The 22,504-nt window shown below is 72.5% G+C and carries 17 protein-coding genes; 6 read left to right on the top strand and 11 right to left on the bottom strand.

What is annotated here, in order from left to right:
- Nucleotides 1–203 precede the first annotated feature (203 nt).
- The 7 genes from ACQKQD_RS05260 to ACQKQD_RS05230 all read right to left on the bottom strand — a co-directional run bounded on the left by ACQKQD_RS05260 (nt 204) and on the right by ACQKQD_RS05230 (nt 6,875).
- Nucleotides 204–1,472, bottom strand: coding sequence for an MSMEG_0569 family flavin-dependent oxidoreductase (locus ACQKQD_RS05260; protein ID WP_091977978.1), 1,269 nt, complete (start codon nt 1,470–1,472; stop codon nt 204–206).
- The gene (locus tag ACQKQD_RS05255) at nt 1,469–2,650 is read right to left on the bottom strand and encodes an MSMEG_0565 family glycosyltransferase (RefSeq protein WP_427507685.1); all 1,182 of its coding nucleotides are present in this window, start codon (nt 2,648–2,650) and stop codon (nt 1,469–1,471) included. Before ACQKQD_RS05255 ends, ACQKQD_RS05260 begins: the two co-directional genes overlap by 4 nt.
- The gene (locus tag ACQKQD_RS05250; protein ID WP_427507684.1) at nt 2,647–3,642 is read right to left on the bottom strand and encodes a sll0787 family AIR synthase-like protein; all 996 of its coding nucleotides are present in this window, start codon (nt 3,640–3,642) and stop codon (nt 2,647–2,649) included. Before ACQKQD_RS05250 ends, ACQKQD_RS05255 begins: the two co-directional genes overlap by 4 nt.
- Nucleotides 3,639–4,181 carry an MSMEG_0567/Sll0786 family nitrogen starvation N-acetyltransferase gene (locus tag ACQKQD_RS05245; RefSeq protein ID WP_427507683.1) on the bottom strand — a complete coding sequence of 181 codons (543 nt, stop codon included), beginning with the start codon at nt 4,179–4,181 and terminating at the stop codon, nt 3,639–3,641. The genes ACQKQD_RS05250 and ACQKQD_RS05245 overlap by 4 nt, the downstream gene beginning before the upstream one ends.
- On the bottom strand, nt 4,181–5,284 hold the full coding sequence (locus ACQKQD_RS05240; RefSeq protein WP_427507682.1) for an MSMEG_0568 family radical SAM protein: 1,104 nt from the start codon (nt 5,282–5,284) through the stop codon (nt 4,181–4,183). The genes ACQKQD_RS05245 and ACQKQD_RS05240 overlap by 1 nt, the downstream gene beginning before the upstream one ends.
- A complete protein-coding gene (locus tag ACQKQD_RS05235) occupies nt 5,238–6,323 on the bottom strand; it encodes a Nit6803 family nitrilase (RefSeq protein ID WP_427507681.1) in 1,086 nt (361 codons plus the stop codon). The genes ACQKQD_RS05240 and ACQKQD_RS05235 overlap by 47 nt, the downstream gene beginning before the upstream one ends.
- Nucleotides 6,324–6,392: 69 nt before the next feature.
- Complete coding sequence (locus tag ACQKQD_RS05230) at nt 6,393–6,875, bottom strand: MSMEG_0572/Sll0783 family nitrogen starvation response protein (protein ID WP_020091615.1); 483 nt, start codon at nt 6,873–6,875, stop codon at nt 6,393–6,395.
- Between the two features lie 359 nt (nt 6,876–7,234).
- Between ACQKQD_RS05230 and ACQKQD_RS05225 the strand changes: the two genes are divergently transcribed.
- From ACQKQD_RS05225 to ACQKQD_RS05215, 3 genes are all read left to right on the top strand, one after another.
- Nucleotides 7,235–8,674 carry a PLP-dependent aminotransferase family protein gene (locus ACQKQD_RS05225; protein ID WP_427507680.1) on the top strand — a complete coding sequence of 480 codons (1,440 nt, stop codon included), beginning with the start codon at nt 7,235–7,237 and terminating at the stop codon, nt 8,672–8,674.
- A 442-nt stretch (nt 8,675–9,116) separates the two neighbouring features.
- A complete protein-coding gene (locus ACQKQD_RS05220; RefSeq protein ID WP_427507679.1) occupies nt 9,117–10,601 on the top strand; it encodes a methyl-accepting chemotaxis protein in 1,485 nt (494 codons plus the stop codon).
- Nucleotides 10,602–10,772: 171 nt separating this feature from the next.
- Nucleotides 10,773–11,591, top strand: coding sequence for a hypothetical protein (locus ACQKQD_RS05215; protein WP_427507678.1), 819 nt, complete (start codon nt 10,773–10,775; stop codon nt 11,589–11,591).
- Nucleotides 11,592–11,643: 52 nt separating this feature from the next.
- Here ACQKQD_RS05215 and ACQKQD_RS05210 read toward each other — a convergent pair whose 3' ends face one another.
- The 3 genes from ACQKQD_RS05210 to ACQKQD_RS05200 all read right to left on the bottom strand — a co-directional run bounded on the left by ACQKQD_RS05210 (nt 11,644) and on the right by ACQKQD_RS05200 (nt 15,927).
- Complete coding sequence (locus ACQKQD_RS05210) at nt 11,644–12,357, bottom strand: hypothetical protein (RefSeq protein ID WP_427507677.1); 714 nt, start codon at nt 12,355–12,357, stop codon at nt 11,644–11,646.
- An 88-nt stretch (nt 12,358–12,445) separates the two neighbouring features.
- A complete protein-coding gene (locus ACQKQD_RS05205; protein ID WP_427507676.1) occupies nt 12,446–14,230 on the bottom strand; it encodes a glycosyltransferase in 1,785 nt (594 codons plus the stop codon).
- The gene (locus ACQKQD_RS05200; protein WP_427507675.1) at nt 14,230–15,927 is read right to left on the bottom strand and encodes a hypothetical protein; all 1,698 of its coding nucleotides are present in this window, start codon (nt 15,925–15,927) and stop codon (nt 14,230–14,232) included. Before ACQKQD_RS05200 ends, ACQKQD_RS05205 begins: the two co-directional genes overlap by 1 nt.
- A 158-nt stretch (nt 15,928–16,085) precedes the next feature.
- On the opposite strand from ACQKQD_RS05200, the gene ACQKQD_RS05195 reads away from it, so the two are divergent.
- Both ACQKQD_RS05195 and ACQKQD_RS05190 read left to right on the top strand, forming a co-directional pair.
- Nucleotides 16,086–17,081: a glycosyltransferase family protein gene (locus tag ACQKQD_RS05195; protein ID WP_427507674.1), complete on the top strand. Its 996-nt coding sequence runs from the start codon at nt 16,086–16,088 to the stop codon at nt 17,079–17,081.
- Between the two features lie 32 nt (nt 17,082–17,113).
- The gene (locus tag ACQKQD_RS05190; protein ID WP_427507673.1) at nt 17,114–20,317 is read left to right on the top strand and encodes a glycosyltransferase family protein; all 3,204 of its coding nucleotides are present in this window, start codon (nt 17,114–17,116) and stop codon (nt 20,315–20,317) included.
- A 55-nt stretch (nt 20,318–20,372) separates the two neighbouring features.
- On the opposite strand, the gene ACQKQD_RS05185 is transcribed toward ACQKQD_RS05190, so the two are convergent.
- Nucleotides 20,373–21,467 (bottom strand): aldo/keto reductase, encoded by a 1,095-nt coding sequence (locus tag ACQKQD_RS05185; RefSeq protein ID WP_427507672.1) that lies wholly within the window; start codon nt 21,465–21,467, stop codon nt 20,373–20,375.
- 95 nt (nt 21,468–21,562) lie between these two features.
- On the opposite strand from ACQKQD_RS05185, the gene ACQKQD_RS05180 reads away from it, so the two are divergent.
- A complete protein-coding gene (locus ACQKQD_RS05180) occupies nt 21,563–22,474 on the top strand; it encodes a LysR family transcriptional regulator (protein ID WP_427507671.1) in 912 nt (303 codons plus the stop codon).
- Nucleotides 22,475–22,504: the final 30 nt, after the last annotated feature.

Below are 22,504 nucleotides of genomic sequence, written 5' to 3'. Positions count from 1 at the left end.
CTGGCTCTGACGCGACTCAGGCGCCGCAACGGGGCGTGGCTAACCGATGCGATACAGGCGAACAAGTCGATCCTGGACCAGCGTTCGCTCCGGAACACTGGAGGGGATCGGCACTTCGGCCGCGGATACCCGGCTTGAGCGGTCCGAATGTCGGGATGACTGAGGGGAGGTTTCGCCTGGGTTCGACCGGATGATGATCCGGCTCACACCGCCCGCTTCAGGCCGACCGCACCGGCGCCGAGACGCGCCTCGATCACCTGCACGATGTACTCGGCGTCGCGGCCGACCGCGCCGAAGCGGCCCGAGCCCCAGGTGTTCAGCCAGGGCAGGCCGATGAAGGAGATGCCCGCCTCGGCCGTGACGCCGCGCCTGTGCTTCGGCTGGCCGGCGCCGTTGAACACGGACGCGTCGAGCCACCGGAAATCCGGCGCGAAGCCGATGCACCAGACCACGCTGGCGATGCCGGACCCTTCGAGGGGGAGCGCGGTGACCGGCTCGCCCGGCTCCCAGACCGGGGCGTAGGGCGCCTGGACCGGCGCCGCGATGCCGGCCGCGTCGATATGGGCGTCGATGGCCGCGTTGATGCCGTTGTAGGTCCGGTCGGCCTGGTCGAGCGCGGGCCGGAGGTTGTCCCGGAAGCGGAGCGCGCCCGCCGCGTAGTCCTCGAGGACGCCGTAGAGCGCCATGCCCTCCAGGGCGAAGCGGCGCAGGTCGATGTCCCGGCCGCCGTCGCGACCGGTCACGTAGTGGTTGGTGTTGTCCCGGACGCCGTCGCGCAGCGGGTGATCGTCGACGGTCTTCTCGTAGTAGCCCATGTCGGCGAGCCACGCGACGACGTCGCGGCCGCGGTAGAAGCGGGCGCAGCGGGGTGCGTCGCCCACGGCGAGATGTACCTGCCGTCCGGCGAGATGCAGGTCCTCGGCGATCTGCGCGCCGGACTGCCCCGAGCCGACGACCAGGACCGCGCCGTCGGGCAGCTGCGCCGGGTTCCGATACTGATTCGAGTGGATCTGGGTGATCGCGGGCGGCAGCTTCTCGGCCATGCGCGGGATGATCGGCGTGTGGTAGCCGCCAGAGGCCACCACGATCTCGTCCGCGGTGTAGTCGCCCTCCGAGGTCCGGACCGCGAACACGCCGTCGTCGCGCCGCGCCACGCGCGTGACCGCCACGCCCTCGCGGAGCGGCGGCCTCACCTTGGCGACGAAGGCCTTCAGGTAGGCGACGATCTCGTCCTTCCTCATGAACCCGTCCGGGTCCGGCCCGTCGTAGGGGTGGCCCGGCAGGTCGCACTGCCAGTTCGGGGTGACGAGGCAGAACGTGTCCCAGCGCTGCGTCGCCCAGGTGTGCGCGGCCGTGTGCTTCTCGAAGACGAGGTGCGCGATTCCGCGCTGCTTCAGGTGGTAGCTGACCGAGAGGCCAGCCTGGCCGCCGCCGACGACAGCGACGGGAACGTGACGGGTCGTTGTCGTCATGGCTGCAACTCCGTGAAGGCTGCCGCGCCGCGGGCGCAGGCGGCGTAGGCGTCGCGGTGACGCAATGCGCAGGCGCGCCAGGAATGGGCGGCCGCGCGCTCCAGCCCCGCCGCCCGCAGGCGGGCGCGGGTCCGCGGTTCCAGCGCCGCCGCCATGGCGGCGGCTATGCTGTCGGGGTCGGCGGGGTCGACGAACAGCGCGTCGGCCGGCGTCAGGTACTCGGTGAAGGGCGGTCGGTCGGAGACGATCGCCGGCGTTCCGCAGGCCATGGCCTCCAGAACGCAGAGGCCGAACCCCTCGGTCCAGGACGGGAAGGCCAGCAGGTCCGCGGCCCGGTAGAGCGCCGGCATGTCGGCCTGCGCGACGGGCCCCGTCACGATGACGGCCGCGCCGCGGCCCTCGTCCAGACCCGCGGCGACGAGGGCCGCGCGGCAGCGTTCGCGGTAGCCGGCGTGGTCGAGGAGCGAGGCGCCGCCCGCGACGACGAGCTGGGCGTGCGGGTGGCACGCCCGCAGGCGCGCGAACCCCGCGATGATGCCGAGGCTGTTCTTGCGCTGCTCGAGGCCGCCGACGCTGAGGACGATCGGCCCCGCGCCGAGCCCCCAGCGCGCCCGCAGAGCCGCGTCGCCCTCCGCGGCCGCGGGGCGATAGACCGACAGGTCGACCCCGTTGCTGACGATCCCGGCCTCGGCGCCGATCGCGTCCCGGATCCAGTCGGCCCACAGGCGGCTGACGCAGAGCAGCCGGCCGGCCTCGCGGATCGCGCGGTCCTGCCAGCCTGCGAGCACGGGGTCGGCGAAGCTGTCGACGTGGTGGACGGTCCGGACGAAGCCCGGGATCAGGCGCCGGTGCTTCAGGGTCGCGAGGGCGTTGCCGCCGATGCCGTCATGGGCGTGGAACACGTCGAAGTCGCGGACCGCCGGGCTCGCGAAGTGGCGCAGGTAGTCGTTGATGCGGGCCCGCACGAGGTCGACCGTCCCGCCCGCGACCGGCTCGGCGGCAACCGCCACGGTCGCGCAGGACGCGTCCCGGAAGAACCCGCGGCCGGACGGGTCGGGCGCGTGGACCACCGCCGCGTGACCGAGTTCGCACAGGGCCTCGGCGAGGGCGAGGCAATGGGCGACCCCGCCGCGCGGGTTGGTGGAGTGGGTCAGGAGGGCGACGCGCAGCGGCTTCACGGCGTCGCCCCCTGGCTGTCCCTGCCGCAGCCGATCAGCGGGCCGGCGGCGAAGTCCCAGACGACGGCCTCGGCGCCCGAGGCGTCCCGCACCCGGACAGCCCGGCCGGCGTCGAGGCCCCCGATCCGGGCCGCCGCGATGCCGCGCTCGGCGAAGCGCGCGGTGACGGCCGCCGTGCGGTCGGGGCGGACGCTCACGAGGTAGCCGAAGCTCGGGAACGCCGTCAGCCAGCGCGCGAGCGGGACGTGGTCTGGCCGCGGGATCGCGTCGAGGTCGATGACGCCGCCGACGGCGGAGCATTCGAGCAGCATCAGGGCCGTACCGACGATGCCCGCCATGCTGATGTCCTTGGCGGCGCCGGCCAGGCCGTCCTCGGCGAGGCCCGGCAGCAGGGCGAGGTCGCCGCGCAGCCGCGCGCCCGGCGCGCCGGAGGAGGCGTCCCAGTAGGGGTGCGGGTCGCGGAAGCGCCCGCGCAGGTCGATGGCGGCGACGAGGTCGTCGCCGGGCGCGGCGTCGAAGCTCGTCAGCAGGCGCGGTCCCGCCCGGCCGAGCACCGCGACCGCGAGGTTGCCGGCGGCCGCGCGGGTGTTGGTGTGGCCGCCGACCACCGGGACGCCGTAGAGCGCGGCGGCGTCGGACAGGCCGGCCAGGATCGGGTCTGCGGCCCCGGCCTCCCGGGCCCAGAGGGCGTCGACGACGGCGAGCGGGCGCCCGCCCATGGCGGCGACGTCGCTCAGGTTGACCATGATCCCGCAATAGCCCGCGAAGTACGGATCGTCGGCCACGAAGCTGTCGAGGAAGCCCTCGATGGCCAGCAGCAGGTGCCCGTCGCCGTCGGGGATCGCCGCGCAATCGTCGCCGACCGGCACGGCCGCGTGCCGGCTCCCGAGCCCGAGCCGCCGCACCACCGCGTCGATGTCGCGCTTGTGGCCGACCCCGCGGGCCTCGCGAATCTGGCGGGCCAGCGCCCGGATGTCGATCCCGGCGGTCACGCGGCCCTGCGGAAGGTGAGGAGGCCCTGCTCGGGATCGTGCATCGGCGGGTAGGCCGCGAGGTCCGCCTCCATCAGGCGGTGGGGCCGCCCGTGCAGGTCCAGCGCGTCGAGGCTCTCCCAGCGCAGGGCCTCGAACAGCGCGACGTTGCCCTCTTGGACATGCGCGAGGAAGCGGGTGCAGCCCCGCGCGTGGGCCGAGGACACCGCGACCCGGATCAGGCCGGTGCCGAGGGCGGCGGCGCTGCGGAACGGTTTGGCGACGGCGAGGCGCGAGCCCCACCACGTTCCCGGGCGCGCGCCGTCTTCGTGGATCCGCACGGTGCCGACGACGGCGTCCGCGTCGCCGCCGAGCGTCGAGAGGGCGCAGATCGGGAAGGCGTGCGCGTCGATCGCGTCGCGGTCGTCCTCGGCGAAGATCCCCTGTTCCGCGCAGAAGACCTGCCGGCGCAGGGCGGCGCAGGCGCGCCGCTCCCACGGCGCGACCGCGACCTTCACCCGGAAGTGGCTCGGCCGGTACGGCGGTACGGGGTCGAACATCAGGCCGCCTCCCCCGCGCGCTCGTAGGTGGAGAGCGCCGAGCAGGCACCGCACCGGCCGCAGCCGGCCTTGATGTCGGTGGAGCGCAGGTTCGCCCGCCCCAGCATCTCCGCGAGCGGCTTCAGGACGGCGTGCATGAAGTCGGGCCCTGGGGCCGGATGGCTCTCCAGCGGCGTGCCGGAGATCGGCACGAAGGGCACCACGAACGGGTAGACGCCCATCCCGATCAGCCGGTCGGCCATCGCGAGGATCGCCTCCGGCGCGTCGCCGAGGCCGGCGAGGATGTAGGTGGAGACCTGGCCGCGCCCGAAGACCGGGACAGCGGCGGCGAAGGCGTCGTAGTACCGCTTCAGCGGCACGCCCGCCTTGCCGGGCATGATCCGCGCCCGCACCTCGGGCGTGACGGCCTCGAGATGCATGCCCAGCGCGTCGATGCCCGAGGCCTTCATCCGCTCGAACCAGCGGTCGTCGTCGGGCGGCTCGCACTGGGCCTGGATCGGCAGGTCGACGGCCGCCTTCACCGCGAAGGCGCTCTCGCACAGGATCGCGGCGCCGCGGTCGGTGGCGTTCGGCGTGCCGGTGGTCATGACCATGTGCTTCACGCCGTCGAGCAGCACGGCGGCGCGGGCGACCTCGGCGAGCTGCTCGGGCGTCTTGCGGGCCACCGTGCGGCCGGCCGCCAGCGACTGGCCGATCGAGCAGAACTGGCAGGTCTTCGCGCGGCTCTGGTAGCGGATGCAGGTCTGCAGCACCGTGGTGGCCAGCACGTCGCGCCCGTGCAGGACGGCGATCTTCGCGTAGGGCACGCCGTCGAAGGTGGAAAGGGCGTAGAAGCGCGGGCGGCCCGGGAAGGTGACGTGGCCGACCACGACGCCCGCGTGCTCGATCACCGCGATCCCGTCCGCGTCCGGCGGGCGCACCAGGAAGGGCGAGTCGAAGGCGGCCTCAGTGTGGACCGGCACCATCACGGTGCGGCCCGCGATGGTCATCGCCTTGTGGTCCGAAGGGCCGGCGCCGCCGCGGCGGCTCGGCGCGCCGGCGCGGCTGTCGGCGAGCCTAACGCCGCAGGATTGCAACGCGTTGATCAGGCGCTCCGTCGGCATCCCGATCAGGCCCGTCGGGGCCGTCGGGGCCGGCGGGGATATGGGACGGCGCGTCGGAAGCGGGCTGCTGCTCATGGTCGGGGCTCCGGGGGGCGGTCTGCGAACGGGCCGGCCGCTGCACGAAGGCGGCCGGGCGGTCGTCGTGGAGCAGGCTGAGGAGCTCCGGCCGCGCGTAGTGGCCGACCGAGTCCATCATCCGCTTGCGCTTGGTCACCAGCGCGAGATCCATGTCGGCGATCAGGATGCCCTCGCCCGGTCCCAGGGGATCGGCGAGGTGCTTGCCCTCGGGCGACACGATGGCGGTGCAGTTCCCGCCGCGGCAGGCGCCGCGCAGGCGCTCGTCCGGGCAGACCTGCGCGACCTGCGCGTCGGTGAGCCAGCCGGTGGCGTTGACCACGAAGCAGGCCGCTTCCAGGGCGTGGTGGCGGATCGTCACCTCCATCTGATCGGCGAAGATCTGGCCGACGAGGGAGCCCGGGAACTGCGCGGCGTGGATCTCCTCGTGGCCCACCATCAGGGCGTAGCGGGCGAGCGGGTTGTAGTGCTCCCAGCAGGCGAGCGCCCCAACGCGGCCGACCGCCGTCTCCACCACGGCGAGGCCGGCGCCGTCGCCCTGCCCCCAGATCATGCGCTCGTGGTAGGTCGGCGTGATCTTCCGGCGCTTGAGCTTCAGGGCGCCGTCCGCGTCGAAGATCAGCTGCGCGTTGTAGAGCGATCCGTGATCGCGCTCGTTGACCCCGACCACGATCACGGCCCCGTGGCGCCGTGCGGCCGCGGAGACCGCCTGCGTCACCGGACCCGGCACGGCGACCGCGCGCTCGTAGAGGCGCAGGTGCTCGGGCCCCTGGAGCGCGGGCGGGAGAACGAACGAGAAGTAGGGATAGTAGGGCACGAAGGTCTCGGGGAAGACCATGAAGCGCGCGCCCTTGGCGGCGGCCTCGTCGACGGCGTTGAGCACGCGCTCCAGGGTGCCATCCGGGCGGTCGAGGTCCGGCGCGATCTGGATCGCGGCAGCCCGCACGATCCGGGTCTCTGACATGGGTGGTCCTCCGGCTGAGCCAGCGGCTGCGCGCGTCGCGCGCGGCCGCCGGGGGCGTTGGCGCGGTCGTCAGACGGTCCAGGTGTCGATGATCACCGCGTTGTCGCGCTTGTGCAGGAGGATGCAGTCGAGCACGTCGAGGGGGTTGATCATGCGAATACCCTCGATGAAGGCCGCCTCGCTGTGCCCGTACAGGGCCTGTGTCGAGAAGCGGCAGGCGTAGACCTTGCCGCCCTCGGCCATGAACTTCTCGAGCTGGTTGTTGAAGTTGAGATGGCCCGGGAAGGCCTCGTCGCCGAGCCGGGGGAACCCGCGCTGGACCCCGAGGGTGATGCCCGGGCCGTAGAGCAGGATCGAGGTCTCGAAGCCCTTGCGCTGCAGGCGGGTGGCCTGGAGCAGGTTGACGAGGCCGATCGAGCCCTCGAACGCCACGGTGTGGAAGGTGACGAGGGCCTTCTGGCCCGGTTCGGCCTTCACGTCCTCGAAGACCTTCTCCTCGTAGTCGACCAGGACGTCGCCCTTCTTGTGCGGCTCGCGGTTCACGGCAGGCATTGCTCACGCTCCTCGATGGTCTGACCCGCGGCAGGGGATGCTGCGCACGTTCAGACAGTCGGATGGCAAGCCATGTGCCAGATCGGAGCCGTCAGGAATGCATTCAATAACGCGCCCTACGATGCATACAATGATACGATCAATTGAGCGAAGTCGATCCGCCCGGTTCTACTCGACGACGCACAATTCATCATCAGGATTTGCGCACGTCGTCGCCAGATGACGCGCGCTTCGGCGACGAGTATTGTACGCATTGCACGCATCGGTCGCGCCGTGATAGGCCGTCACGCGCCCGGTACGGCGCTTGCAAGCCATACAATCGATCATTGATCGGTTTTCAGGTCGCGGGTGCTGGACGGATGAAGGCTGGCGGGCGGGGAGGACGGTCGGTCGACCGGGGCGACGCGGCCGGTATCTGGACGCCGGACCTCAGGCGCTGGGGCAAGCCCCATTACCTGGCCATCGCGGACGCGCTGGCGGACGACATCCGGACCGGCCACCTGCTTCCGGGCACGCGCCTGCCGACCCAGCGCGCGCTCGCCGCCACGCTCGACCTCAACTTCACGACCGTGTCCCGCGGCTACGTCGAGGCCCACAGGCGCGGCCTGATCGAGGGCCGGGTCGGTCGGGGCACCTTCGTGGTCGACCCGGCGGACGCCGCCCGCACCGCTGGGCCAGCCCTTCCCCGGCGGCCGGGACCGGTCGACTTCACCATGAACCTGCCCCCGGAACCCGACCTGCCCGGCCTGCGGGCCCGCATGCGGTCGTCCTTCGCGGAGCTCTCGGGCGATCTCGCCGACCTCCTGCGCTACCAGGGCTTCGGCGGGACGGAGGCGGACAAGGAGGCCGCGCTGCGCTGGCTCGCGGGTCGCGGGATCGCGGCGGCGCGCGAGCGCCTGCTGATCTGCCCCGGCGCGCACAGCGCCCTGTCCAGCATCCTGGGACAGGTCGCGCAGGCGGGCGACACGATCTGCGTCGAGCGAATCACCTATCCGGGTATCCGGACCCTCGCGGCGCACCGGGGCCTGCGCCTCGTCGGCCTCCCGATGGACCGCCACGGGCTCGACCCCGACGCCTTCGCGGCCGCCTGCACGCGGGGAGCGCCGAAGGCCCTCTACCTCAATCCCCTGCTGCAGAACCCGACCACCGCGACCCTGTCCCGTGCCCGGCGCGAAGCCGTCATCGCGACGGCCCGCCGCTACGCGGTCACCATCATCGAGGACGACGCCTACGCGCGCATCTGCCCGGCACCGCCGCCGAGCTTCGCCGAACTGGCGCCCGAGATCACCTACTACGTGGCGGGCGTCGCGAAGTGCCTGGGCGCCGGCCTTCGCCTCGCCTTCCTGATTGCCCCGAACGCGCGGGCCGCCCTGCCCCTCGGCGACGCCCTGCGCGCTGCCACCGTGATGGCGTCGCCGATCTCGACCGCGCTGACGACGCGCTGGATCACGGACGGGACGGCGGACGCCATCGTGGATTTCGTCCGCGCCGAGTCGGCCGCGCGCCAGAGCCTCGCGGCCGCGCTGCTGCCCTCCGAGGCCTACGTCGCGGACCCGCACGCCTTCCATGTCTGGATCACCCTGCCGGCGGGATGGACGCGCTCGGCCTTCGCCAGCCAGGGCCGCGCGGCGGGTCTCGGGGTGGTCGGCAGCGACCCCTTCTGCGTCGCGGGGACGCCGCCCGAGGCCGTCCGCCTCTGCCTCGGCGGCCCTTCGACCCGGCAGCAGATCGCCCACGGGCTGGAGAGGCTGGCCCACGCCCTGGACGGCTCGCCGGCGCTGGCCTCGACCTACATCTGACGGAGCCGGCCGCGTCCCTTCGACCGCGGGCGTCGGGTCGGTCGAATCGTGCCGGCGCGTGGCATCCAGCTGCATCGCGTCGCGGTGCGCCGATCCGGTAGCGAAGACCAGAAATCTTATTCTACGTTAGCATATGAACTTCCGTGCAACCTGAGAGCATGACGGCGCCGGATCTCGGCGTCGAAATCCGTACCGTCGATTGTATAGTTTACGGTCACTGATATCGAAGATTGCGTAAAAATTTACTCCTCTGGTAGTTTTGCACTATCTCACATCCCCTCAATCTCGAACTATTGTGCCGTTCAGATTTAAGTCATCGTTCACGATTGTGCGCAATCATTATGCGAGGCCGTCATGCCGTGACAGTAAATCAGCGGCAGATCCCAAGAAGAACCGCGTGTTCGCACTCGGGATCCCGGCAATGACAAGAAGGGATGGGATCATGCTCGGCGCCCTGCGCGGTCGTGAAGGTCTGGCGGCGAAATTCGATGCCCTCGACCGCTCACAGGCCGTCATCGAGTTCGAGCCGGACGGCACCATCATCACGGCCAACGCCAATTTCCTGACGATGATGGGCTACGCCCTGCCCGACATCCGGGGCCAGCGCCACGCCCTGTTCGTGGAGGCGGCGCACCGGGACAGCCCGGCGTATCACGCCTTCTGGGACGCCCTGCGGCAGGGCACCCATCAGGTGGCCGAGTTCAAGCGGATCGCCCGGGGCGGCCGCCACGTCTGGGTGCAGGCGAGCTACAACCCGGTGCTCGACCGCGCGGGCCGCGTCGTGAAGGTCGTCAAGTTCGCGTCCGACGTCACGGCGCAGAAGCTGCTGATGCTCGACTACGCCGGTCAGATCGCGGCGCTGCACCGGTCGCAGGCGGTGATCGCGTTCGATCCGACCGGCACGATCCTGGAGGCCAACGGCAACTTCCTCGAGACGATGGGGTATCGCCTGGAGGAGATCCGGGGCCAGCACCACGGCGTGTTCGTGGACCCGGCCGAGCGGTCGAGTGCCGGCTACCGCGCGTTCTGGGAGGGCCTTGGCCGGGGTGAGTTCGCGGGCGGCGAGTTCCGCCGCATCGCCAAGGGCGGCCGTGACGTCTGGATCCAGGCGACCTACAACCCGATCCTCGACGCCAGCGGCTGCGTCCTCAAGGTCGTCAAGTTCGCCGCCGACATCACCGCGCAGGTCCAGGAGCGCCACCGGCGCGTCGCGGCGCAGCGGGCGATCGGCGTCGACCTCGACACGATCGGCACCGCCGTCGAGGGCGCCAGCCGCCGGACCGCGGAGGCCGTCGACCTCGCCGGGCGGGTGTCCGGCGATATCCAGAGCGTGGCCTCGGGCGCCGAGGAACTGTCGGCCTCGGTGGGGGAGATCAGCCAGCAGGTCAGCCACGCGGCGCGGATGGCCGGCGAGGCCGTCGAGCAGGCCCGGCACACCAGCACCATCGTCGAGGGCCTGAGCGGGCAGGCGGCGCAGATCGGCGACGTCGTGACCATGATCCAGGGCATCGCGGCCCAGACCAACCTGCTCGCGCTCAACGCCACGATCGAGGCGGCCCGGGCGGGCCTCGCCGGCAAGGGCTTCGCGGTCGTGGCGTCGGAAGTGAAGGCGCTCGCCGAGCAGACCGCCAAGGCCACGGATCAGATCCGCGACCAGATCACCACGACGCAGGCCACCACGCGCGAGGCGGTGTCGGCGATCGGCTCGATCCAGGGCACGATCCGGGCGCTCGACGAGATCTCGGCGGCGATCGCGGCGGCCGTGGAGGAGCAGTCGGCGGTGACCCAGGAGATCTCCGGCAGCATGCACACGGCCGCCCGCGGGGTCGGGACCATCGCGGGCGGCATGGCGGCGATCGCGCGGGCCAACGAGCAGGTCGACGCGGCCACCCGCCAGGTCCGGGAAGCCGCGCGCGCCGTCGGCTGAGGTCGCCCGCCCCGGTTCCGGGGGCGCACCGGCGCTCGCGGGTCGCCGCGACCGGTTTCAGACGGGCGGATTCGCCAGCCGGGTGCTTTGGCCCGGACAGGCCGCGCATGATAGCGAGGGCGCGGCTCCGATGCCGGCCCGGGTCGGCGGCGCGACGCGCGGGAAACGACCTTGGCGGCGATTTGGCTGACGGCCCTGATCCGGGCGCTGACCTCAGGGACCGTGGTGGTGCTCGCCTCCGTCCTGGCCGAGTGGCTGGGACCGGTCTGGGGCGCGCTCGTCGTCAGCCTGCCGGTCTCCGCGGGGCCGGCCTACGTGTTCATGGCGATGGAGCACGACGCCGCCTTCGTGGCCGGGGCGGCCCTGAACGGCTTCGCGGCGAACGCCGCGACGGGCCTGTTCCTGATCGTCTACGCCCACCGGGCGGCCGGCCGGGACATGACCGCCACCCTCGGGCCGGCGATCCTCGCGTGGCTCGCGGCAGCCCTGCCGGTCTCGGCACTCACGTGGACGCCGACGACGGCGTTCCTGCTGAACGCCCTAGTCTACGGGGCCGGCGCGCTCTCGACCCGGCACGTCGTGCGCGCGACCCTCGTGCGGAGCACCGTCGTCGCGCGGCCGCGCCCGCTGGATCTGCTGATCCGCGCGAGCGCCGTCGCACTGTTCGTCGCGGCCCTCCTGGCGCTGAGTACGGCGCTGGGCCCCGCCAGGACCGGGGTCATCGCCGCCTTCCCGGTCACGATGACGAGCGCCTTCGTCATCCTCCATCGCCGCATCGGCGGGGCGGCGATGGCGCGGCTGGCGAGCGTCGCGATCCGCGGGGTGTTCGGCTTCGGCCTGACCCTGCTGACACTCCACCTGATGATCCAGCCCTACGGTGCCACGCTCGCGCTGACGGTCGCGCTCCTCGTCTCGCTGATCTACTCGGCGGGTCTCCTCGTGGTGCAGCCCCGTCCCGGTCGGCAGGAGCCCGGCATCGTCACGCGCTGAGGCGCGCCATCCGACCGCGACCTCGTCGCCAGAGCGCAGCCGACGAAGCGCCTCAGACGCGATCGTCCTCCCGCTGCAGGGCCCGCTTGCGCCAGGCCGTGAGCAGGCTGGCGAGCGCGTCGGGATCCAGCCCGTAGCTGTCCGGCAGACCCGCGTTGCGCCCGATCAGGTGCCGGTTCATCGCCCCGAGGCGCGTCGCGCCGGCGCTCGTGTCGTCGAAGGTCACGAGGCGTTGCCCCGAACCCGGCATGGAGACCGGCTCGAACACGCTCACGTCACGCCACCGGACGCGCCGCGCGCGGCCCAGCTGCACGACGGTGAAGCCCGTCTCGTCGAGGTGCAGCGCCGAGCCGCGGATCGCCGTCAGGATGAGGAAGGGGACGCCGCCGAGGAAGAGCGCGACGCCCGGCCAGAGCAGCAGTTGCATCGCCGTGGAGGGCGCCTCGTGCAGCACCATCCAGAGCGTGACGCCGCCGAAGCCGGCGGCCATCAGGGCCAAGAACAGGAGTTTCCGCACCGAGGCGCGCAGGATCACGGGGCCGGGGAACTGCGCCGCCAGCGACCCCGCCGACCGGCTCTCGGATTCGAGCAGGTCCGGCCGCAGCTGCCACACGGCGACGGCCGCGCACACGCCGAAGAACACCGTCGTCGTGACGCCGCCATCCGCGCCGGTGGCGATCATCCCGAGGCCGGCGGCGACGAAGAGGAGGCTGATGCCGAGCAGCAGGACGTTCCGGCCACGGTCGCCGCGCGCGAGTTTCAACACGATCGCCCCGCCCTCCCGCGACGCCGATGGCCGGTGTGGCCACCCGCTTCCGAGACGCGACCATACAGGCCGCGCCGCGAGGCGGCGATCACGCGCGCCGCGCCGTGTGGCCGCTCTCGCCCAGCATCGCCAGCACCTGCGCGGCCCCCTCCTCCGGCGCGATGCGGGACGTGTCGAGGAGCGGCACCCGCAACTCCTCCGCGAGCGCCCGATAGCCGGCGATCCGGGCCTCGGTCATGTGCTCCGACGGGTTCGGGACGCCGCGCGCGACCATGCGGGCGATGGTGGTGGGACGGTCGGCCCAGCACATGACGGTGAACGGGCGCGGCTCCCAGCCCGGACGAAAGGCCGGCGAGAGGAGCTGCGAGGCGGTGAACCAGTGCCGGTCGAACACGACCGGTCCCGGCGGGGCGTTGGCGATCGCCGCCGCCACGGCCGCGTGCGCCACGTCGTCGGCCAGCACGTGCTGCCCCGTCCGGGCGAGGTGGACCAGGATGGCGCCGACCGGACCGCTGAACGGGTTGAGCACCGTGGCGCCGAGCGCCTCGGCGACGTGCCGCGCGATACTCGACTTGCCGGAGCCGTCGAGCCCGTCGACCGCGAGCGCGATCCGCGAGGCCTGGGCGGCCTTCTGCTGGGCCCGCGTCAGGTTCGAGGGGTAGATGCGGCCCTCGCGACGGCCGTGCTCGAGGTAGTGCAGCTGCCCCTGCCACGCGTGCTCGAACAGCGCCGCGAGGTCGGCGTGCAGCCGGATATAGCCGAGGGCGTCGAAATCCTCCGGCAGGGGCCCGTCCCGGCTCGCGAGGTCGGCGAGGCGCAGCGCGGTCTCGCGCGGCGGGCCGGACGGGCGCACCGCATCGGTCCGGCCCGCCCGCAGCGCGATCGCCTCCGCGACGACGGCGAGCAGACCGTCCGCGTAGGTGTCCCAGTCGAGCGCCCGGATCCGCGCCCGTCCCGCCTCGGCCCGGGACGCGGCGCCGGCCGGATCGGTCGCGATCCTGTCCACGGCCTCCGCGATGGCCGCGCCCAGCGCCGCGTCCGGACCGTCCGGCACCACCAGGGCCGTGACGCCGTCCTCGGCGAAAGCCAGCGTGCCGTGCACGGTCGAGACGAGCGGCGTGCCGCAGGCCATCGCTTCCGCAGCCGGGTTGCACCAGCCGGCATGCGCCTCCGCGCTGCAGAACGCGTCGAGCCCGTGATACCACGCGGGCAGGTCGGACTCGGGCAGCGGCCCGTGCACGACGAGGCGGCCCGACGCCACCAGATCGGCGCGCGCGCCCACCAGCCCCCAGTCCGGCCGTCCGAACCAGTGCAGGGCCCACGCGTCACCGAGCCTGTCGAGCGCCGCGAGCTGCGCGGCGGGGCGCTTGTTGGCGATGCCGCCGAGCCGGCGCCGCGCGCCGCGCGCGGGCGGCGAGACGGGCGGCGCGAACAGCCCGCTATCGACCGCACCGACGAGGCGCCGCCACGGCAGGCCGAGGGCCTGGAGGGCGGCGTCGTCCCAGTGGTCGTTGTTCGCCACGACGAGGTCGGGCGCGAGGGTCCGCGTGACGCGCGCGTAGGCGTCGCGCCGCACCGGCGCGTTGAGGAGGTGCTGGATCCGGGCGCCGAAGTTCGGGGCCCGGAGGTCCGCGAATCCCTCGATCGTGGCATCCGGGAAGCCGCCGCCGGGCACCATGACGGCGTCCCAGCTCGCGCGCGCGGCGTCCTCGCGGTGCAGGACTGGCAGCCGCGTCTCGAACCCGTCCTCGCCGGTGCCCAGAGTCAGGTACGCGAACGCGTGACCGCGACGCGCGAGCACCCGCCCGACCCGCTCGAACCGGAGCAGGCCGCCCGTCAGCGCCAGGTGGTCACAGGCGACGAGCAGCCGCATCACGGGGTTCCTCTGATGAGACGCAGGAGGCGAAGGGACAGGCCGCTGCCGTCACCGGCTGAAGCGCGGCGGGCGTCGAGGGTGTCCTGGAGGTGGTCGCGCGCGCGGTGCATCTCGGCCGCGTAGGCGATCACGCGGTCGGTGCGGCGGACGCTTTCGCGCGCGGCGGCCTCGTGCGCGGCGGCGTCGGCGGCGCGCGCGGCGCGCAGGGCCGCGTTCTCCTCGAGCAGCCGCGCGATCTCCGCGGAGGCCTCCGCGAGCGCAGCGCGCGGATCCGCGTCGATCCGGGTCTCTTCGCCGACCGGCAGGCGCGTCGCCGCCGCCCAGTCCAGGCCGCGCTCCGTCACCCGGTCGCTGGCGATCGTCTGGAAACGGCTTTCCCGGGCCAGCCGGTCGGCGAGCTGCGCATCGTCCAGAGCCAGCCCGAGTCGCGGCAGCAGGGCGCGCAGGGCATCCAGAAGGGTCAGCGTGGACAGCCCGCCGGGACGCCAGTCTCGCGCATCGGTCAGCGCGTTGACCAAGCCCCGCACGGCGAGGTGGCCAGCGTCCAGAGGGACCCCGAGCTCCCATTCCAGGTCTATGAACGTGCCGTCGGCGCCCGAGACGAGATTCTTCGGGATGGCGTCGAGGGCCGGTCCCGGGAGGATCGTCTGGGTCTCGAGCGGCGCTCCCGCCGCGAAGCGGCGCGAGACGGCTTGAAGCCACGTCCCGGCCCAGGCGGCGACGGCGTCCGGGCACCAGCCTTCCCGCGCCAGCCGCGCCTCGAGAACTTCAGACCAGAGGGAGCCCGGCACGTAGGTCTCCGACGGCAACAGGTTCGTGACGCCTCGAACCGCGGCGGGAAGGTCGGGATACGCGCGCGCGCGGCGCACCACGATCTGCGACCCGGCCTCCGCGAAGGTCACCAGCCGCTCGAATTCCGGCCGGCGGCGCAAACCCGCGTGGATCGCCAGCCGGTCGTCCGGCGGCAGCGGCTCCGCCGATGCCGCGATCACGAAGGCGGGCGCCAGATCGCCGATGAGCCCCTGCTCCGCCACCGTCGCCCAGGCGCGCCGCGGCGAGAACAGCGCGCCCGCGCGGGCTGCCGGATCCGGCCCGGCCGCGCCGATCGCGAGCAGTCCGGGATCGAACCCGCCCGGCCGCGCGAGGCCCCGCTCGGCGATGAAGCTCACGGGCTCCTCCCGCCCCGGGAACGGGAACCACCATTCCTGATAGGCCAGGCCGCGGGCCTGCAGGGACCGTTTCAGGCCTGCCCGCGTGGGCAGCCGGAGGCCGTCCGACCTGAGGCGTCCCTCGAGGCTCGGGAAGCCGCGCTGCCCCACCGTCTCGGAGCCCGCAGCGAGTCCGTGGAGCGAGAGGGCGTTGTCGATGACGAGGATCAGCCGCCCGCCGGGCCGCAGCCGTTCCTGGGCCCAAGCGATCGTCGCGTCGAGCGCGTCCCGGCCCCCGTCGTCGCGACACGACAGCAGCCCCGTCAGCACGACGCCATCGAAGAGCGTGGAAGCCGGCAGGTCGGCGCCATCCGCCGTGGCGACGAGGGTGGCGTCGGAAGCCCAGCGCGCGCGGCTCCCCGCGTCGGGCTTCGGGCCCAGCAGCAGGAGCGTGCCGGTCAACCACGGCAGGAAGGGGCGCAACGTCTCGGCGCAGGGCTCGCGCGGCGGGTGCGGCGCGCCTATTGCCACTTCATCCCGTGCCATACTTCCTGATTGCCAACATTGAATTGCCCGAAATTACCCAATCGCCAAGTGGTTGGGGGAAATTAATCGACGAAATGGACATGCGACAGTTGCGTGTCTACTTACAATTGGCATTAACCTGCAATTAAAACTGGCCCGTCTCGCCGAGGTCACGAGGGATGAATTTCGTCAGCGCGATCTCGTTGGCCGGGCCGCACGTCCTGGTCACGAGCACCTTCCCCGATGCGCTCAACAGGAATCCCGGGATCCGGAGCGATCTGGCCGAGGGCTTCGCCGAACTGCTCGGCGCCGAGCGCGTCAGACACACCCCTCTGGAACTGGCGGTCGCGGCGGTCCGGGCGACCCGGCCGGATGTCGTGATCGCGGTCGGAAGTCTCGTGCCTGACCTGGCGGATCTGCGCGCGCTTCGGCGCGCCGCGGACGCCGTGGGTGCCGTCCTGATCTTCTGGCTGACGGACGACCCGTACGAGTTCGACTACGCCTTCAAGGCGGAACTCTACGCCGACATCGTCGTGAGCAACGATTCCTGGGCGGCGCAGCACTACCGGCACCCCGACGTCCACCACCTGCCGCTGGCCGCGGCGCCTGACCGGCATTTCCGGCCGATCGCCCCGGTGGCGGAGCGGGAGACAGTCCTGTTCTTCTGCGGCGTTGCCTACCCGAACCGCGTCGCCCTGATGCGCCGGATCGACGATCTGCTGTGCCGGCACGTCGTGGAGATCCTGGGCGCCGAGTGGCCGGACACGCTCCGATGCGCGGTGAACCGCCGCCTCACGCCGGCGCAGATGGCCGACTACGCCGCGGCGGCGCGGCTGACGCTCAACATCGGCCGCGACCTCGACGTGGCCAATCGCCGGCTGTCGCTCCCGCAGGCGACGCCGGGACCGCGCACCTTCGAGGTCGCCCTATCGGGCTCGGCGCAGCTGTTCTTCGTCACCGGCCTGGAAATCTGCGCGCATTTCGAGCCGGACACGGAGATCCTGCTGGTGGACGGCGCGGCCGATATCGCGCGCGCCATCGAGCGGTCGCTCGACGAGCCCGGCGCGATCGAGGCGATCGCGCGCCGGGCGCAGGCGCGGGCGCTCCGCGAGCACACCTACCGGCATCGCGCGGCGCGCCTGCTCGATCTGAGCCGCCTGACGGTCCCGGCCTGATCACGCCGCCGCTGAGACGGACGAGACCGCGCATGTCCGACCTGTCGATCCTGCTGCTCGACACCGAGCCGCAGACCCACAACCGCTACCTCGTGCTCGCCATCGCGGACGCACTGCGCCGGCATCCCGCGGTCGGCCGGGTTCATGTCGGCGGGCACGGCGATGCCCTGGCCACCTTCGTCGAGCAGGGTCTCGACACGCTGATCGCTTTCGGCGGCGCGCGGGCGCACGCGCCCCTGGTCGGTCGGCTCGCGGGGCTCGCCCGGACCGGCGTGCTCTGGACCACGGAGGATCCGTACGAGCGCGAGGCGAACGTGCGCGGGTCGGGGGTCTTCGATCTGGTCTTCACGAACGACCTTGCCACGGTCCCGGCCTACGGGGGCCGGGCGCACCACCTCGCCCTCGGCGCCTCGTCGCTCTTCCACGATCTCCCGGTGCTCGAGGACGACGCGCGCTACCGCTACGATCTCCTCTTCATCGGAACGGCGTGGCCGAACAGGGTCGCGACCCTGAACGCGCTCTCGGCCAAGCTGCCGCGGGACGTGAAGTTCAAGCTGGCGCTGCCGTGGAACGCGCATATCGGTCCGCCGGAGCTGGAGGACGAGGCGCTCGTCACGGACTGGCGCTGCGGGAACCGCGACTTCGCCCTCCTGGCGAACCGCAGTCGCGTCGTGCTCACCCTGCCCCGGATCTTCTCGGCGGCGCGCGCCGATCAGGCGACCGGTTCGACGCCGCCGCCGCGGCTGTTCGAGACGGCGCTGGCCGGCGGCTACCAAGTCGTGGTGTCGCCCGAGCCGGAGACGGCCGCCTACTACACGCCGGGCGCCGAGATCGCGCTCTGCGACGACGAGGCCGGTGCGGTCGAGGCGATCCTGACGGCCCTGACCGAACCGGAGGCCCGCATCGCGCGCGCGCGCGCCGCGCAGGCGCGGACCCGCGCCGAACACCTCTACGACCATCGCGTGGCGACGATCCTGGATGCGGTGATCGATCGGCGCCGGACGCAGACGCGCCGGCCGCCCCTCGAACCGTCAGCGCCCCGCACGGTCCTGATGCTCACCCACAACCGGATGGGGCATCGTCCCGGCGGCGGGGTCGAGGTCTATCAGGAACTGCTGACCGAGCTCGGCGAGCCGTACCGCGTCCTGTTCCTTTTCTCCGTCTTCGGCGACGGGCGCTGGTCGCTCCGGCTCGAGGGCCCGGGGATCGCGGAGAGCTTCGCCTGCGGTCCCGTCACGCCGCCGCTCTCGACGGACCCGTTCGTGGAGGGGATCTTCCAGAGGCTGCTGTTCGAGCATCAGGTCGACCTCGTCCACATCCATCACCTGATGCACGTCCCGCTGTCGCTGCCGCTGATCGCGCGGGCCTGCGGCATACCCACCGTCTACCATCTGCACGACCATTTCCTGATCTGCGAGCGCTGGCTGCTGCTCGATCACACCGGCCGGTTCTGCGACGTCGTCAATCGCGGGGCGGACCAGTGCGACGCCTGCCTGGTCTCGGGAAACCAGTATCCGCCCGGCTCCAAGGCGCGCCGCGACGGCATGATGACCCTGGTGACCGACGCGATCGACGCCTTCGTCACGAGCACGCCCGCCACGGCGGGTTACCTCCGGCGCTACTTCCCCGGCATCCCCGCCGACCGGATCGTCGAGATCCCGATGGTGGCGCCGAACACCGCGCCGGCCGGGGCGCGGCCGGTGTCCAGGCGCAGGCGCGACGGCGATCGGCTGACCGTGGCGATCCTGGGCAATCTCGCGGCCCACAAGGGCGGTCAGCAGGCGATCAACCTGATCCGGAGCTGCGAGGCCTATCCCATCCATTTCAAGGTGATCGGCCGCATCGACGACCCGTACCGCGAGGCGGTCACGGGCTTCGGACCGGATCAAGTCACCGTGACGGGCGCCTACGAGCAGCACGCGATCGGCGGCCTGCTGGCCGGCTGCGATGTCTCGCTGCACCTCTCGACCTGGCCCGAGACGTTCGTCATCGCGCTGACGGAGGCGTGGCAGGCGGGCCTGGTCCCGATCGTCGCCGATATCGGGGCCCTGGCCGAGCGCGTCGAGGACGGGGTCGACGGGTTCAAGGTCCCGCCGGACGATGCCGGCGCCGTCCGCGCGCGCCTCATCGCGCTGCACTACGATCGCGCCCGCCTCGCCCGGATGCAGGCCTCCATCGGCCGGAAATCCTTCCCCGACACCGACGGCCACCTCGGGTCGGTCCGCGCCCTCTACGAGCGCCTGATCGAGGCGCGGCCGCTGCGCCACGGACGGGTTCCCAGCCACCTGCGGCACGGTTTCGACCTGCGGCTCGAGACCCTGGGATACCGGACGAACGCCGCCTCCTGGACCAGCGCGGCGATCGCGTGGGACGAGGCGGCCCGCGCGCCGGAGGCGTCGCCCGCCGTGATGGCGGCGGCGCGCGCGCGCCCGGTTCCGGAACTGCCCGACGCGTTCCGTCGCCTGACGCTGAGGCCGGTCCGGCGCAGCGAGTGCGGCTGGAGCCTCGACGTGCTGCGCACGGACGAGCGCCTGAACCGGAGCCTGGATCTCTCGTCGGTCGTCGCGCGGGCCTCCGTGTTCCTGCGCGGCTGGCTGCACGTCTCCGGGCCGGCGCCGAAGGCGATCTACCTGCGGCTGACGGGTCGCACCGGGACATCGTGGGTCGCCCTGCAGAGCGATCTCCGTCCGGACGTGGCCAAGTGGTACGGTGAACCCGCTGCCGCGACGTCCGGCTTCACCGGCCAGATCGACGTCGCGGGGATGTCCTTCGGACGCTACGCGCTCGCGATCGTCCAGATCGCCGACGGTAGCCTGCGCATCCTCGAAGACGTCGCCTCGATCTTCATCGCCCCCGACACCGAGCCGCCGGCGCGCTTCGTTCCGGAGCCGCGCCATCTCGTCAGCGGCCCGCCGCACGTCCCGGATCTGCACCACAGCCTGCCGGATGCCGGCGACGCGCTCCGCGTGTCGCCGGGGCAGCTCTGGGCCGCGGAAGTCGCGTTCCCCGGGACCGCGCCCCGGCTTGGCAAGGACACGCTGGCGGTGTTCCGCGGCACCAACGGTCAGACGTGGCGGGCGCCCGTCCTCAAGATCGACGAGCGGACGGTGCGCATCACCGCCTCCGTCCCGAACATCGATCCGGGCGCCTACACGGTGTCCCTCGCCGAGCCGCACAACAGGACGTTGCGGACCCTCGCGACGCTGTTCCGCACCCAGGTGGCGCGTTCGGAGTGACGGGGCTCACCGGCAAGCCCGGTCTCGATCCCCCGAGCCGATCGCGGACGCGGGTCTACCACGCCTCGACCCGTTCACCGCCGAAGATGCGCGACGTCGGCAGCTCGAAGATGAAGTAGGGATTGAGTTGCGGCGGAGCCCCGGCCTCATCCAGGCGGGCCTGCTGCTCGGGCGTCAGGACGACCTCGAGGGCGGCGATGTTCTGCGCCAGCTGCTCCGGGCGGCTCGCCCCGACCAGGACCGAGGCGACGCCGGATCGCCGCGCGACCCAGGCCAGCGCCACCTGCGCCATCGGTCGGCCGACGTCCGCGGCGACCGCCCGCAGCACGTCCACCACCGCGAAGTTCGCCTCGGTGAACAGCATGCCGCCGAAGGGATTGTCGCCGTTGAGCCGGCCGTCGCTGCCGCCCTCGGCCGCGTCGCCGGCCCGGTCCGGGAGCGAGCCTGCCGGACCGGCCTGAGCGAGCTTCTCGCGCCCGTACTTGCCGGTCAGCAGGCCGGCCGCCAGCGGGCTCCAGGGCACCAGCCCGAGCCCGAGGGCGCGGCCCGCGGGCAGCACGTCGAGTTCTACGCCCCGGTCGAGCAGCGAGTAGGCGTATTGCAGGCCGATGGGTTCCGGCAGGCCGTGGGCGTGGGCCAGCGCGGCGATCTGCGCGACGTACCAAGCGGGCGCGTTCGAGAATCCGTAATACAGGATGTCGCCGCGCGCGACGGCGTCGGTCAGCGCCCGGAGGACTTCCTCCGGCGGCGTGGTCCGGTCCCAGACATGGGTCCAGTACAGGTCGATCCAGCCGGTCCTGAGACGGCGCAGTGAGCTCTCGAGACCGGAGCGGACGTTCCGGGCGCTGTTGCCTCCGGCGAGCGGCGTGCCCTGCGCGCGCGGGAAGCCGGACTTCGTCGCGACGACCAGGCGGTCGCGCAGACCGCGCGCCGCGATCAGGTCGCCGAGCATCGTCTCGCTCGCACCGCCCGCGTAGACGTCGGCCGTATCGAGGAAGTTGCCGCCCGCTTCGACGTAACGGTCGAAGATGGCCGCCGAGACCGTCGCGTCGCTGCCCCAGCGGGCGGCGCCGAAGGTCATGGTCCCGAGCGCAAGGGGGCTCACGGCCAGACCCGAGCGTCCCAGGGTTCGATAGTGCCTCAGATCCATCGCCGCACCTCACTGTTGAGGGCTTGGACGTAGTCCGGCGTCGGGATCGGGATTAGCCGTGGTATTCCGCATGCGCCTGTGAGCACAGTTCAGGAATGCGGCGCGGCACCCTCGACGATCTGGCGGCTTTCGCGGCGGTGGCGCGCCATCACAGCTTCACGCGGGCGGCCGCGGAGATGGGGCTGTCGCCCTCCGCGCTCAGCCACACGATGCGGGCTCTGGAGGCGCGTCACGGCGTGCGCCTGCTGGCCCGCACCACCCGCAGCGTCGCGCTCACTCCGGCCGGCGAGCGGCTGCTGCGGTCGGTCGGCCCCGCGCTCGAGGACGTCGCGCGCGGGCTCGACGCGCTGGCCGAGTGGCGCGGCGCGCCGTCGGGGCGGCTGCGGCTGACGACCTTCGCGTACGCCGCGCGGGCGATCCTCGAGCCCAGACTGCCCAACTTCCTGATCGACCACCCGGCCGTCTCGGTGGAGGTGATCGTGGACGACCCCCTGACCGACATCGTCGCCGCCGGCTTCGACGCCGGGATCCGCTTCGGCGAGACGGTCGAGCGCGACATGGTGGCGGTCCGGGTCGGACCCGACCTGCGCACGGTGGTCGTCGCGACCCCGGACTACTTTGCCCGCCACCCGCGCCCGGAGAGCCCGGCTGACCTGGAAGCGCATCGCTGCGTGAACTGCCGGCTCGTCGGCGGCGGTGGGTTGCTGCCCTGGGAGTTCGCCCGCGACGGCCGCGAGATCCGGGTGCGCGCGGCCGGCCAGCTCGTCGTGAACGATGGCCGGCTCGCGGCCGCCGCGATCCGGGCCGGTGCCGGGCTCGGCTACATGCTGGAAGACGAGGCGGCCGACGACCTGGCCGCGGGACGTCTCGTCCAGGCGCTGGAGGCGTGGTGTCCGTCGTTTCCCGGCTGCCACCTCTACTACCCCGACCGGCAGGTCACGCCCGCCCTGCGCAGCCTGATCGACGCGCTGCGGTGGCGGGAGGCGCCGTCGCCTCCCGGCCCGTGAGACCGTGCCCGCGTGACAGTGCCCGTGAGA

Source organism: Methylobacterium sp. NPDC080182, from assembly GCF_050281105.1.
GTDB lineage: Bacteria > Pseudomonadota > Alphaproteobacteria > Rhizobiales > Beijerinckiaceae > Methylobacterium.
Note: the sequence above shows the minus strand (reverse complement) of the source record. Positions and strands in the feature narration are given on the sequence as shown.

What these genes read in the sequence shown, in the direction of transcription:
- ACQKQD_RS05200 (WP_427507675.1), bottom strand. Translation starts at nt 15,927, where the DNA reads ATGGCACGGGATGAAGTGGCAATAGGCGCGCCGCACCCGCCGCGCGAG.
- ACQKQD_RS05235 (WP_427507681.1), bottom strand. Translation starts at nt 6,323, where the DNA reads ATGTCAGAGACCCGGATCGTGCGGGCTGCCGCGATCCAGATCGCGCCG.
- ACQKQD_RS05225 (WP_427507680.1), top strand. Translation starts at nt 7,235, where the DNA reads ATGAAGGCTGGCGGGCGGGGAGGACGGTCGGTCGACCGGGGCGACGCG.
- ACQKQD_RS05220 (WP_427507679.1), top strand. Translation starts at nt 9,117, where the DNA reads ATGCTCGGCGCCCTGCGCGGTCGTGAAGGTCTGGCGGCGAAATTCGAT.
- ACQKQD_RS05205 (WP_427507676.1), bottom strand. Translation starts at nt 14,230, where the DNA reads ATGCGGCTGCTCGTCGCCTGTGACCACCTGGCGCTGACGGGCGGCCTG.
- ACQKQD_RS05195 (WP_427507674.1), top strand. Translation starts at nt 16,086, where the DNA reads ATGAATTTCGTCAGCGCGATCTCGTTGGCCGGGCCGCACGTCCTGGTC.
- ACQKQD_RS05180 (WP_427507671.1), top strand. Translation starts at nt 21,563, where the DNA reads ATGCGGCGCGGCACCCTCGACGATCTGGCGGCTTTCGCGGCGGTGGCG.
- ACQKQD_RS05240 (WP_427507682.1), bottom strand. Translation starts at nt 5,284, where the DNA reads ATGCCGACGGAGCGCCTGATCAACGCGTTGCAATCCTGCGGCGTTAGG.
- ACQKQD_RS05190 (WP_427507673.1), top strand. Translation starts at nt 17,114, where the DNA reads ATGTCCGACCTGTCGATCCTGCTGCTCGACACCGAGCCGCAGACCCAC.
- ACQKQD_RS05245 (WP_427507683.1), bottom strand. Translation starts at nt 4,181, where the DNA reads ATGTTCGACCCCGTACCGCCGTACCGGCCGAGCCACTTCCGGGTGAAG.
- ACQKQD_RS05185 (WP_427507672.1), bottom strand. Translation starts at nt 21,467, where the DNA reads ATGGATCTGAGGCACTATCGAACCCTGGGACGCTCGGGTCTGGCCGTG.
- ACQKQD_RS05230 (WP_020091615.1), bottom strand. Translation starts at nt 6,875, where the DNA reads ATGCCTGCCGTGAACCGCGAGCCGCACAAGAAGGGCGACGTCCTGGTC.
- ACQKQD_RS05260 (WP_091977978.1), bottom strand. Translation starts at nt 1,472, where the DNA reads ATGACGACAACGACCCGTCACGTTCCCGTCGCTGTCGTCGGCGGCGGC.